At 42.1% G+C, this 12944-nt stretch carries 12 protein-coding genes and 4 pseudogenes; 6 read left to right on the top strand and 10 right to left on the bottom strand.

Features of this window, described 5'->3' with window-relative positions; all coding sequences use genetic code 11:
- Positions 1-233: 233 nt before the first annotated feature.
- The 3 genes and pseudogenes from AAE250_RS21260 to AAE250_RS21250 all read left to right on the top strand — a co-directional run bounded on the left by AAE250_RS21260 (position 234) and on the right by AAE250_RS21250 (position 1370).
- Positions 234-799 (top strand): annotated as a pseudogene (locus AAE250_RS21260) (HU family DNA-binding protein).
- A 47-nt stretch (positions 800-846) separates the two neighbouring features.
- Positions 847-954 (top strand): smalltalk protein, encoded by a 108-nt coding sequence (locus AAE250_RS23675; RefSeq protein WP_366779875.1) that lies wholly within the window; start codon positions 847-849, stop codon positions 952-954.
- Between the two features lie 2 nt (positions 955-956).
- Positions 957-1370, top strand: coding sequence for an N-acetylmuramoyl-L-alanine amidase (locus AAE250_RS21250; protein ID WP_294602529.1), 414 nt, complete (start codon positions 957-959; stop codon positions 1368-1370).
- A 22-nt stretch (positions 1371-1392) separates the two neighbouring features.
- Here the strand turns inward: AAE250_RS21250 and AAE250_RS21245 are convergent.
- From AAE250_RS21245 to AAE250_RS21210, 9 genes and pseudogenes are all read right to left on the bottom strand, one after another.
- Positions 1393-1695 (bottom strand): annotated as a pseudogene (locus AAE250_RS21245) (SAF domain-containing protein); the annotation flags it as partial.
- 320 nt (positions 1696-2015) lie between these two features.
- Positions 2016-2522, bottom strand: a complete 507-nt coding sequence (locus AAE250_RS21240; protein ID WP_294602527.1) for a KdsC family phosphatase — start codon at positions 2520-2522, stop codon at positions 2016-2018.
- 15 nt (positions 2523-2537) lie between these two features.
- Positions 2538-3314 carry an SDR family oxidoreductase gene (locus tag AAE250_RS21235; protein WP_294602524.1) on the bottom strand — a complete coding sequence of 259 codons (777 nt, stop codon included), beginning with the start codon at positions 3312-3314 and terminating at the stop codon, positions 2538-2540.
- 14 nt (positions 3315-3328) lie between these two features.
- Positions 3329-4267: a hypothetical protein gene (locus AAE250_RS21230; protein ID WP_294602521.1), complete on the bottom strand. Its 939-nt coding sequence runs from the start codon at positions 4265-4267 to the stop codon at positions 3329-3331.
- 2 nt (positions 4268-4269) lie between these two features.
- Positions 4270-4971 carry a pseudaminic acid cytidylyltransferase gene (pseF, locus tag AAE250_RS21225; RefSeq protein ID WP_294602518.1) on the bottom strand — a complete coding sequence of 234 codons (702 nt, stop codon included), beginning with the start codon at positions 4969-4971 and terminating at the stop codon, positions 4270-4272.
- 1 nt (position 4972) lies between these two features.
- A complete protein-coding gene (locus tag AAE250_RS21220) occupies positions 4973-6013 on the bottom strand; it encodes an N-acetylneuraminate synthase family protein (protein WP_294602515.1) in 1041 nt (346 codons plus the stop codon).
- A gap of 142 nt (positions 6014-6155) precedes the next feature.
- Positions 6156-6336 (bottom strand): annotated as a pseudogene (locus AAE250_RS23670) (hypothetical protein); the annotation flags it as partial.
- Between the two features lie 500 nt (positions 6337-6836).
- A pseudogene (locus AAE250_RS21215) lies at positions 6837-7322 on the bottom strand (UpxZ family transcription anti-terminator antagonist); the annotation flags it as partial.
- A gap of 28 nt (positions 7323-7350) precedes the next feature.
- The gene (locus AAE250_RS21210; protein ID WP_294600952.1) at positions 7351-7887 is read right to left on the bottom strand and encodes a UpxY family transcription antiterminator; all 537 of its coding nucleotides are present in this window, start codon (positions 7885-7887) and stop codon (positions 7351-7353) included.
- An 832-nt stretch (positions 7888-8719) separates the two neighbouring features.
- Here AAE250_RS21210 and AAE250_RS21205 point away from each other — a divergent pair.
- Genes AAE250_RS21205 through AAE250_RS21195 form a run of 3 tightly spaced genes read left to right on the top strand, consistent with a single transcriptional unit; the run spans position 8720 to position 10878 of the window.
- Positions 8720-9184 carry a DUF4494 domain-containing protein gene (locus AAE250_RS21205; RefSeq protein ID WP_294602514.1) on the top strand — a complete coding sequence of 155 codons (465 nt, stop codon included), beginning with the start codon at positions 8720-8722 and terminating at the stop codon, positions 9182-9184.
- Positions 9185-9220: 36 nt separating this feature from the next.
- Positions 9221-9889, top strand: coding sequence for a YggS family pyridoxal phosphate-dependent enzyme (locus AAE250_RS21200; RefSeq protein WP_294602512.1), 669 nt, complete (start codon positions 9221-9223; stop codon positions 9887-9889).
- An 11-nt stretch (positions 9890-9900) separates the two neighbouring features.
- Positions 9901-10878, top strand: coding sequence for a dihydroorotate dehydrogenase-like protein (locus AAE250_RS21195; RefSeq protein ID WP_294602509.1), 978 nt, complete (start codon positions 9901-9903; stop codon positions 10876-10878).
- 75 nt (positions 10879-10953) lie between these two features.
- Here AAE250_RS21195 and AAE250_RS21190 read toward each other — a convergent pair whose 3' ends face one another.
- Entirely contained in the window at positions 10954-12858 is a 1905-nt protein-coding gene (locus AAE250_RS21190) for a polysaccharide biosynthesis protein (RefSeq protein WP_294602506.1), read from the bottom strand.
- Positions 12859-12944: the final 86 nt, after the last annotated feature.

Below are 12944 nucleotides of genomic sequence, written 5' to 3'. Positions count from 1 at the left end.
ATGAGTGATATTTATGATTTATGGATTATGATTTATTTCTTATCAAATGTAGCTATAAATCATAACATTATCAAATATATACACATAAATAACAGACAGAAACTGACCAGAATCTACCGGAACCGTCCGAAAGTGACAAACGTCTGTAGACGCGGTGTTATCTTTGCATTGTTGAGCTCAACTCCGTGAATGTTTAATTTTTAATTGTTTAATTATTTAATTTATTTAAAACTATGATTCGTTACAAAAAGTATCAAGTGACGGGCGAAAACAGCCCACTGAAAGGCCTCTGGTATGCACGTCCCGTGATTGAAGACACTTACGACACAGAGAAACTGGCCAAACACATGTCCAACCACAACACACCCTACTCGGCCGGCNTCCCGTGATTGAAGACACTTACGACACAGAGAAACTGGCCAAACACATGTCCAACCACAACACACCCTACTCGGCCGGCGTCATCAAGGGAGTGTTGGCGGACATGATTTCCTGCATCAAGGAACTGATCCTGGACAGCAAGAATGTGAAGCTGGACGATCTTGCCATCTTCTCCGTAGGCATCGTCAGCAAGAAAGGTGCAGCATCGGCTGCCGAGTTTTCACTGGCCAACAACGTAAAGGGGTTGAAGCTCCGGGCCCGTGCCACGGGTGAACTGAGCAATGCCCAGATTAATCTGGAAGGCCAGCTAAAAGAGTCCTCCACGTACACCGTAGGAGAAAAAACTCCTGGAAGTGATTCAGGAGGCAGCAGTGACGGCGGAAGTGACGGCGATCAGGGAGAAAACCCACTGGGATAACCGTCAATTAAAAATCATAAATCTTAAATCATAAATCCTCCGTCATCATGAATGAAGAAAAGAAGTCAAAATCCGTATGGGGCATTGTCCTCAAAGTAATCATCACCGTAGCCACCGCCCTGGCGGGAGCTTTAGGGTTAGGCGCCTGTAAGTAGACATGCGCACGGTTACCCTCATCATTATTCATTGCTCGGCCACGCCTCAGGGCGTGCGCCTGAGCTTTGAGGATTGTCGCCGTGACCACATCCGTCACCGCGGCTTCAGCGACATCGGCTACCATTTCTACCTGACTCGCGACGGTGAGATCCACCGCGGCCGTCCACCGGAAAAGATAGGCGCGCATTGCCTCAATCACAACCGCCACTCCATCGGCATCTGTTACGAAGGAGGGCTGGATGCCGAAGGCCGTCCGGCCGACACTCGCACCTTAGAGCAGAAAGCTTCACTGCTGGCTCTTCTCCGCGAGTTGAAACGCATCTTTCCACGTGCACTGATTGTAGGGCATCATGATTTGAATCCAATAAAACCTTGTCCTTGCTTCAATGCGGAAAGGGAGTATAGGGGGCTGTAAAAGGCTCCCTATTTTTTCTATACTAACGTTTTATAAATTCCAATGCAAATCGAGTTCCTTTATCCAGATCCCGATTTACCTTCTCTCCTAATATTTCCTTCAGATATTTCGGATGCAAGCCAAATCCCGGACGAACGGAGCGAACATTCTGTTCCGTAATTACTTCTCCCAACTTCATATTTTCGGCTACATAGAGTGAACGACAGAACTTCCTACCCGACTTCATTTTATCAGTAAGTTCATACGAAACAGAACCGATAGCTGCCTCTGCCATACGAACATCTTTCACCATTTGGGCAAACTCCAGCTCATTCATTGACAAATTCCTAAAATACAAGGAAAAGTGGAAATGAGAACTCAAAGCAAGGAGTCGCATTTAAAAGTTGAATTCAGCGATTAGTAGCACAGATGCTATTTAAAATATGCTCCCTATGATAATTCCAGAGATAATGACGTCTGGGCAGACTACACATACTACTACCCCTAATAAAATTATCGCTGAAAATATAACATAGATAAACATTACGAAATTAAGTATGAACGATAGGCCTTGCCAGAGGTATATCTTTAAATAGTTCTTCTAATAACGGGGCATTACCTGCTAAATATTTCTGTCCTTTTCTGGTTTAGGTTGCATGCTAGACCTTATTGATTGAATGTTATTACCTCCTCAATATAGGTTAATATTCTTTCTTCCCCTATGATTCTCTCAACGAACTCGCGGAAAGCGCCCTCTCCTCCTCGCTTATTTGTTATTATATTAACAAAGCGCTTAACATAATCCGGTGCTGAAGATGGGGTTGCTGACAATCCTACGCGTTTCAAGAGTGCTATATCATTGAGATCATCTCCAATGTATGCAACTTCTTCAAGCTTCATGGAACGTTCTTCACATATTTTTTGGACACAACTAACCTTGTCCTTGACCCCAAGGTAACAATAGTCAACCTTTAATTTATCTGCTCTTCTCCTAACAATTGCTGTATCCTCCCCTGTGATAATTCCAACCGGTATATTCAGCCGATGGGCAAATAGAACTCCGGCACTGTCATATGTATGAAACTTCTTCCATTCATTGCCAGTTTGGTCGTAGTACATTCCCCCATCGGTCCAAACACCGTCAATATCTGTTAATATTAGTTTTGGCAACATAATAAATATAATGATTTACCATGCGGTCTGACCGCCATCAATCATTATGTTTATTCCCGTTACGTATTTGCTGGCATCGGAGGCCAAAAATATCATTGCGCCAACAAGGTCATCAGGATATCCAATACGTCCCATCATTGTCTTATAGGAAAGACGATCTTTGAAGAGTTTATTCTCTTGAACATTCTCATGAGGAAATGATCCCGGGCTTACGCTGTTTGCACGGATATTGTATTTTGCCAGATAAGCAGCACAATATTTTGTTAGCTCAACTGTGGCTGCTTTTCCTGCTCCATAGTTAGGCGTGCTATTAAATGGAGTATCAAAATATGTTCGAGGGTCAGGGGCTCCAACTGCATAGAGAGATCCGATATTAATGATACTTCCGTGTTGACTCTTTTTCATATAAGGGATGGTTTCTCTGATTGTTCTGAAGGTATAGCCGATTGTACCATCAATACCTTTCTGCCAATATTCATCATCCATATTCTCTACGCTACTCATTACACCAGCACCAAGATTGGCTGCCATTGTGATAAGAATGTCAATTGCACCTCCGCAAGAGGCTGATTCAAGGGTTCTTTTTATTGACTCTGTATCTCCCAGATTACACTCGATATAATGAATCCGGCTCTTATCCGAGACTTCTACTTCTGAGATTTTGTAATCAACTACATGTACATTGGCTCCAAAATCTACAAGTCCTTTAACAATTTCACGGCCTAAATAGCCGCATCCACCAGTAATAACTGCATTGCGGCCTTCTAACGAAAATAGATTCTTGTATTCCATTTTATATTCTATTTTTAAATTATTCCTTTTGTTACCTTTAATGTTTGATAAGCTTTTGACGGAGTGTTGATATTAATCATTTTCCCCTCAGATAAAACCAGTTCAATAAAATATGCCATTTCATTCTGATAGAATTGATTCTCCTCACCATACTCTTCGCTCTGTGAGGTTACACGTCGCTCAGTACTATGCTTGTTAAAGTCAACAACAATAACATCGTCTTGTGTATAAAGCTCGGTTTGACGATTGCGAACTCTTCCAAAATAATCAAGATGAATCTCAACTACTTTATCCTTATATTCCAAAATATACACAGCTAAGTCGCAAGCATCCATCTCCAAGTTAGAATATTTACCGGCTACTCTATACACCTTTTCTGGCTTCCCAAACAATTCGAGAGCATAATCCAACTCATGAAGCAGGTCAATATCAACTCCACCGCCCCGTGATTCAAAGCATCTAAAGCTTTTCCTGTAATCACGTCCAAGCTGCCAACTTGGCATATAGCTAGAAAAGATGATGCGAGCTGAATACACATTATTGTTGTCAACCAGTTTGCGAAGCTGGTTGTAATAGTTTGAAAATCTTATAGGTGCTGCTACATAATAAACCGATTTATCACTTTGAGGCTTTATCTCGTCTATTGGATAATCCAATGTATCAAATATGGGCTTTTCAATAAACATATGTTCACACAGGCTCCGATAGCGAATGATATTATCATAGTGAGTCCTTGTTTCATCTGTCACGAAAAGAATATCATAATGACTTTCAAGTTGTGACTGAACTCTTATTTCATTGCGTATCTTGCTCCTTAACTCACTACTTAATTCTCTTTCACTATACCGAATAGCATCAATCGTCAGATCGATACCCTTTTCTGCACAAAGAGCTGTAAGATTGTTAATGTGTCGCGATCCTATTGAACCGACTGCTGTAAATAATACATTCATGATTAACTATTATGAATTAAGTCGTATTTCATCTCTGCAATAGCCCAATCCTCCATTGTGTCAATATCTTGCGACTCCGAAGACTTTATTATAAAAGGTAAATTTTTGTTTGTATAAAGTTTTTTATAGTGCAATAATGCTTCTGTTCTATAAATAAAGAACTGATTGCTGTCATGATATATCTTCTGAAAATCTTGAGAGCGACATGAATAATTTTCAGGATGAAGCATCTTTAGGATGCCTTCCTCTATAATCAAGCCTCTTTGAGGAGGGAAAGAATACTCCTCTGCTGTTGATATCGATTCAGCGTCAGGAGTGCATTCTAATTGATGGAAAGCATCTGATAGATTTTCAGATCGCAATAATGGATCTGTTGCAAAAACACATATAACATATTCGAATTCTTGCCCTATTTCTTTATATTTATTAACTACTTCCACTAAAACATCAGCTACCCCCGCAAAATCATTTGAAGTTGACTCGTCCCGAAAAAAGGGTACTTTAGCGCCATATTGTTTCGCTATTTCCGCTATTTTTTCATCATCAGTTGAAACCATTATCTCATCGGCTATTCCGCTATCCAGAACGGTCTTTATTGAGTATGAGATTATAGGGGCTCCCTTGAATAAGGATATGTTCTTATGAGGAATTCTCTTGCTCCCCCCTCGTGCTGGTATAATGCACAGGACTTTTTTTTTCTCCATTTTATTCTATATCGTCTTTATAAATGACCTCGTTTGCTTTAATTTCTCTTGCTGCTGCGTGGCCTATTACCTTTTCTTTCTCATCCCACTTAAAACCATCTCCAGGGCTGAGCATATGAACGTCTTCTTGCTTAATTATTTCACCAGCCTTTATGACATGCTTAGATGCAATTGAGCGTTCTAGCTTTATTTTTGATGACGTAACGCTCTTGTCTATATAAATATCCTCAATCCCGAGACTCATTTCTGTATATCTGATATCGCGCACCATGCGATTGACACCATCAGGCCCTAATGATCCTGCTTGGTCAGTTCCTTTCATTCGTCTATCAATTGTCACATGCTTCTCAATAATCTCAGCTCCCATTCCTACTGCTGCGATGGGAGCCGCTATCCCTATTGTATGGTCAGAAAATCCAATTGTATACTGGGGATAATGCTTTTTGAGATAGGTTATTGTACGAAGATTAAGATTCTCTGGGTGAGTAGGATATTGACTTACACAATGAAGGATAGATATATCATCATGATACCGTGTTATAACTTTAAGTGCTTCGTCAAGTTCTTTTTTACCCGCCATGCCAGTTGATAAAATGATGGGGATCTTCGTCTCTGCAAGAGCAGCAAGAAGAGGTAGGTTTGTCAAATCACGGCTCGCAACCTTAAGCCTATCTGGTATGAAGAGTTTTAGCATTGAAAGACAATTCACGGCACACAAAGTTTCGACAAAATCTACCCCTAGTGTTTTCGCATGCTTATAAACCTCAAAATGTTCTTCATCAGAGAGCTCTAGAAACGCCCGGTGCTCACCATATGTCCTACCAAATGAATTGGGAGAGTCATAGATTCTGTTCATCTGAGAATCAGATAACTCTTCATTAAGATCTCTCTTAGTTAATTTTACAGCGTTCATTGGTTTTAATTTCAAACCAAATGCTTCTTCCTTGATAGGACGTGACACCAAATCAACAATCAAATTGGCTAAATCCACAGAACCATTGTGATTTTGCCCAATCTCACCTATAATATAAGTTTCCCTCATTCGTAAATATTCAATTGCGAGGCTAATTGTAAAGCAGCCTCTTGGTTAATTGTAAGCACTCAATTTAGGGCATACCCCTTAATTAAGGTACCAGATAGTGCCCTAAACCGAGTTATGTAAAAAAATAATTCTGATTTTAACATTAGCCATTGGCCAATGAGATTTTATTGGGAATTAAATTCAGATAATCCGTAAGTGTATAAAACATAGTATATACCTTTCAAGTGAGTGCCAGGTAGCATCCGTTAAAAATCTTTTTGAAAAAATATTCCGATGAAATCCCATACAAAACTGCCATGAAGCTTCACCATACTTATGATGGACAACACACGGCTGTGCTTGCAGCACATATCGGAAAAGTCACGCACATAATAGAGATGAGTTAAACCCGAGTGCTACTCGACCAATATGAGCATATTCAAGAAAGTAAGTCTTCCAACATCACCCCTGTAACTTTCCAGTTTCTGATTAACCCCTCACTATCAATGGTCATATATACATAATCTCCAAAATTGGTATCATCTTGACCAAATATCTTCGGAACATACCCTTTTTTTTCTTTTATAAGTTTTTTATTTGAATCGTATATTTTGTAAATACCTTCATCACAAACTTTATAATTAACACGGGCTCTGATGCCTTTAGGCCAGTTAAGTATACATCCCTTTTTTATATCTATTTCAATTAACCATCTGCGGTCAACAATAAAAGGCATCAATGGCGCTTTTTCTTTTTCAGGAATACCATTAACTTCAGCATCTTCAAAATGCCGGACTCCAAAATCAGCCTTGACATATTTTACATCAACTTCTTCTATGAGTGATTCCTCTAACTCTTCCCAAGGATAAGGATTGTCAATCACATTCTGAAACTCGACGATAGCTTCCTGCTGCTCGGAAGTAAGCGATGCTGCGTCCCAGGCGGCGATAATAGCGCGGGCTTCATCGGCCAAAGGCTCGTCGAATACTTCACCGTAACAGGCAGTAAGCAGACGGAGCTTCAACAACGAAGCAGGAAGAGCATCGAGAATGTCCCAACAACGGTCCAAGACTTCCTGGACGTGTTTCTGCTTCTCGCCGTGGTCGATGAATGATGCGCTATAGCCCATCAGGAGAGCAAGACAGACATTAGCCTGCTCTTCAATGGTAGATCCTTTGACACCGGAATTATATAAAGCCGTGGTCAGACGATAAACTTCGCCGTTACGGCGGGACAAGTCATCGCTATAGACGGGACTCCCGTCCATACCCAAATACATCAGATCGTGCGCGGCACGCTGAAGAGTGATTGTTTCTTCGGAAAGAGACATGATTATTTATGATTTATGATTTCAGATGTTATTTGATTACTTCTATAAGATCCGGGTGGATGGTGGCCATGGCAACAGCGATGACACCTTGTATCTGGATGACTACACGACGGTCGCGGGCACCTTTTACTTTCAGGAAAACACCTTCCTGGCCTTCGAATTCTCCACCTGTGACACGAACTTTAGTGCCTTTTGACAAGTTCAGTTCGTCAGGCTGGAAGTATAGGAGATGGTCGTTGTAGGTACCGGATACGGCGATGAAACGCTGCATATCCTTGTCGGGGACGATGATCTTCTGTCCACTACGAGTATCGGTGATATATTGCAGGTAAGTGACCTGCGACTTGACACGCTTCAATTCAGAGGGACGGGCATGGACAAAGAGCAAATTGTGAACGACGGGAACCAAAGCGCGGACTTTCTTCCCTTTTTTCATGCTGATTTTGTATTGCATGGGGACGAAACAACCTAATTTTTCCTTTTCGAGCAACCGCATGGCATCGGGCTCTCTGCGGTAAGTAGCACGCATGGCATACCATATTTCGCTCTCTTTCTCTGTTTCCATCCTATGATTATTTCAGAAAAGGGTGTTCTCCCGGGGCTTTGAATTTCTTGCATACACTTGAAATTCAATCACTTGCGAGCACTTTATATGAAATACGACAAGCTTTGTACTCTTCTTGCCAACAGATTTTATGTAGTTGTTCATTACCTTGCAGGTAAAAAGCTATAAACGAAGTAATTACAAGCAAAAAGCGTTCAATAGACGTTCGTTTTTTGGACGTCAAGATTTAGAAAAACAGAAGTAGTAGAGTTTAATAAAAGAGAACGGAATTTTAAATTATAGAGAATGAATCCCATTGTACTAGACACCAACAGATTACGCAACAAATAGAGATATAATCTAAAAGATTTTTATTAAACATTTTGCGGATAAAAAAAACAGCATTATCTTTGCGTCCATTAAACGAACGTTTAAAAGACACTTCTAAAAACTTCCAATACACATCTAAATATCAATCATTTACGCATCAATATTACATTTTCAGTAACTTCTCTTCAAAGGATTATCCTCATTCACACAACTTCATCCCACCTTTGCATCTTTTTCAGATTTCATACATCCCCCATTATCTGCTAAAAAAGATTATGAAACAAGATGAAAGGCTGAAAAGTCTTAATGAAAAGAGTTTGGAGAAGCACACAGCCATTGTATGATAAAGACATAAGAAAAAAAGATTTGAAGCTTTTTATTCATCAATATATTCCCACGGATTGGGTAAAATCTATTAGTTTTTGCCTATCTTTGTACTCCCTTTTGCAAGCCCAGGCACGCATAAGGGATAGGTATAAGTAACTTAAGTAACAATAAATCACTAACTAAAAAACAGAAAATTATGGCAATGCATACATGGTTTGAGTGCAAGATCCGTTACGAGAAAACAATGGAAAACGGAATGAACAAGAAAGTAACCGAACCGTATCTCGTAGATGCCCTCAGCTTTACAGAGGCAGAAGCGCGCATCATCGAAGAAATGACACCGTTCATTTCGGGAGAATTCACCGTATCGGACATCAAACGTGCCAACTATAGCGAATTGTTCCCCAGCGAAGAAGAAGCCGCCGACCGCTGGTTTAAATGCAAACTAATATTCATCACACTGGATGAAAAAAGCGGTGCCGAAAAGAAAACATCGACCCAGGTATTGGTACAGGCTGCCGACTTGCGTGATGCAGTGAAGAAGTTGGATGAAGGGATGAAAGGCACGATGGCCGATTATCAGATCGGATCTGTAGCAGAAACTGCGATTATGGACGTATATCCCTACAGCGCAGAACCTGATGACAAACCGGAAGTCTGATTAACTTTTAATCGTCAATCTTCAATCGATAAAAGTATGAACATTGCAGAGAATCTAAAACAAGTACTGAGCGAACTGCCTGAAGGGGTACGACTGGTGGCTGTTTCCAAATTTCACCCCAACGAGGCGATAGAAGAAGCATATCGTGCCGGACAGCATGTGTTCGGAGAAAGCAAGGTGCAGGAAATGACGGCCAAGTACGAAAGTCTTCCCAAAGACATAGAATGGCATTTCATCGGGCATCTGCAAACCAATAAAATAAAATACATTGTTCCCTACGTAGCGCTGATCCATGGCATAGACTCCTACAAGCTGCTTGCAGAAGTCAACAAGCAAGCTGCAAAGGCAGACCGAACCGTGAACTGCCTGCTGCAACTGCATATTGCCCGCGAAGAAACCAAATTCGGATTCAGTCCGGACGAATGCCGGGAGATGCTGGCAGGCGGCGAATGGAAGGAGCTAAAAAACATCCGGATATGCGGACTGATGGGCATGGCAACGAACACAGACAACGTCGAACAAATCAAGGCTGAATTTTGTTCATTAAGTAGCTTCTTCCAGGAAGCGAAAGCCACCTGGTTTGCCGACGCAGAGTATTTCAGGGAGTTATCCATGGGAATGTCTCACGATTATCACGAAGCCATCTCAGCCGGAAGCACTTTAGTACGCGTAGGAAGCAAAATTTTCGGAGAAAGAAACTATTAAATTACATTATCATGGCAACATTAGAAACTACTTTTGCAGGGTTGAAACTGAGAAACCCGATCATTATCAGCAGTTCCGGACTGACAGACAGTGCAGCAAAAAATCAGAAATTAGCTGAAGCAGGCGCAGGCGCCATCGTACTAAAATCGCTTTTTGAAGAGCAGATTATGATGGAAGCCGACTGGCTGGGAGACCCGAACATGTATCCCGAAGGCAGTGACTACCTTGTAGGATATATCCGCGAACACAAATTGGGTGAATACCTGAATCTGATTAAAGAGAGCAAGAAAGTATGCAACATACCTATCATTGCCAGCATCAACTGCTATCAGGATGCCGACTGGATAGAATTTGCAACGAAAATAGAAGAAGCCGGCGCAGATGCATTGGAAATTAATATCCTCGCCTTGCAAACGGATGTGCAATACACTTACGGCTCTTTTGAGCAACGCCACATTGACATCTTAAGCCACATCAAGAAAACCGTTAAGATTCCCGTTATCATGAAGCTGGGAGACAATCTTACCAACCCGATAGCGCTCATCGACCAGTTGTATGCGAACGGTGCTGCTGCGGTAGTGATGTTCAACCGTTTCTACCAACCGGATATCAACATCGAAAAGATGGTACAAGCTTCGGGCAATGTATTCAGCAACGAAGCAGATTTGTCCAAAGCATTGCGCTGGATAGGCATCGCCTCGGCAGCCGTTACCAATTTGGATTATGCCGCTTCCGGTGGCATCCACTCTCCTGAAGGAGTTGTAAAAGCGATACTGGCAGGTGCATCGGCCGTAGAAATATGCAGCGTACTTTATCAGAACTCCGTTTCAATCATCGGAGAGTTCGTTCGTTTCCTTAATTTATGGATGGACCGCAAAGGAATGGAAACTGTCAATCAGTTCAAGGGCATCCTGAACGTAAATGATCCGAAGGGAGTCAATATGTTCGAGCGTACGCAATTCCTGAAATATTTCTCTTCACGCGAATAAGGAATAAAGAGATATTGAAAACGAAAACGCCCCGTAATGATGTTACGGGGCGTTTTCTATTTTAGTAAATTCGCTTTAAGACTTCTTATCCAATGCTTCAAAGCAAGAATTCTTGCTGACAAACTCCGGAACGATATCCTTCATGGCAGCTACGATCTTCATCTGATCGTAAGTATAGCTTACGTCGATCAGCTTCTGTATGCGTTCCTTCACTTCATCATAATCATATTCGCGCACAGTGGCTATCATGATCTTCTCGTGATAGGTCGGCTTGGTCAACTCTTTCACATTGAGCAACTCCTCATACAGTTTCTCGCCATGACGAAGACCCGTGAATTCAATCTTCACATCGGTACGTCCCGAAAGACTGATCATGCGCTTGGCAAGGTCTACAATCTTCACCGGTTTGCCCATATCAAAGATGTATATCTCTCCCCCATTACCCATACTGCCGGCTTCGAGTACCAGGCGGCAAGCCTCGGGAATGGTCATGAAATAACGGATAATTTCGGGATGGGTCACCGTCACCGGGCCACCGCGCTGTATCTGATCGCGGAAACGGGGAATAACAGAGCCATTGGAACCTAATACATTACCAAAACGGGTCGTGATAAACTGCGTGGCCTGTTTTCCCTCCTTCTGCAATTTCTTAGCCAAAGACTGCACATAGATTTCACATATACGCTTGGAGCATCCCATTACATTCGTAGGGTTGACAGCCTTATCGGTAGAAATCATCACAAACTTCTCCGCACCGTGCTTCACAGCCAAATCGGCAATTGTACGCGTGCCAAACACGTTGATCTGAATTGATTCGGAAACATTATCCTCCATCATCGGTACATGCTTATAAGCGGCAGCATGGAAAATGTACTGAGGCTTGAACTCCCGGAAGATATCCTCCATACGGGTTGCATTAGAGATATCGGCAATAATGGTTTCCGCATCGATATCGCGCCAGCGGTCTTGCAATTCCAGGCGGATGTCGTGCAAAGGAGTTTCAGCCTGATCCACCAGAATCAGTTTATAGGGATTGAAGGATGCTACCTGACGCATGATTTCACTACCGATGGAACCGGCCGCACCGGTAATCATAACCCGCTTGCCCTCCAGATGGGAAGCCACCTTACGAATATCGATCTCGATAGGATCGCGCTGCAAAAGGTCTTCAATCTGGATTTCTTTCAATTGGGTACGGTTCAGGACCTGGCCGTTCCACTCACTCAACGGAGGAGCAGTCATCAGCTTGATGTTATGCGCCAGCAGACGATCGGCCATATCCGATTTCTTCAACTCCTCCATCTTGGCAGGAGAAATGATGATAGTATGCACATCACGGTCACTCAGGTTATCGATCAAAGTATCGTCATTGGGGAATACCCTGACACCCATCATCACCTTATTGATCAGTTCCGGTTCATCCGCAATAAATCCACGCAAACGGTAGTGGTTGCGCAAATTGACGCGCAACGCTTTGGCAATATTAACGCCGGCTTCCTTGGCGCCGTAGATAAACACATTGGCACTGTGCGTACCGTCAAAATTCAATGCCTCAAAGAAAGTCTTGACAACCACACGCGAGCATGCCATCATGGCAAAACTGATGATATAAGACATGAACAGCACGCTGACCGGAGCCAGATGAAAGTCCAGATAGCTTTCCGTAAGAACGCTGGTAATCATCAACAGTGCATACGACACGGTCAACGACACAAAAATCCGCATGATATCTACAAACGAAGAAAAGCGCAGTACGTTGGAATAGGTACGAAATACACGGAAAAATATAAGATTAATGACCACCGTCCATAAAATAGTTTTATCGATAGTAGACGATTCCAGGAAGATACTTCTGAAATCATACCGGAGAGCATAGGCCAATAGTGTCGATATGACGATTATAAACACGTCAATTAACAGAATAGTCCATATCGGCAACACTTTCGCAGAAAGGTACCGACGAAAAATTTTTCGCTTCATTACACTTGACAATTTTGTTTTAGGCGACGCAAAGATACATTATTTTGGTCAAAGCAGACAAAAAACAGATGAAAAATGTTATAATA

It is taken from the genome of Bacteroides sp. GD17, from assembly GCF_038448625.1.
Lineage (GTDB): Bacteria > Bacteroidota > Bacteroidia > Bacteroidales > Bacteroidaceae > Bacteroides.
Note: the sequence above shows the minus strand (reverse complement) of the source record. Positions and strands in the feature narration are given on the sequence as shown.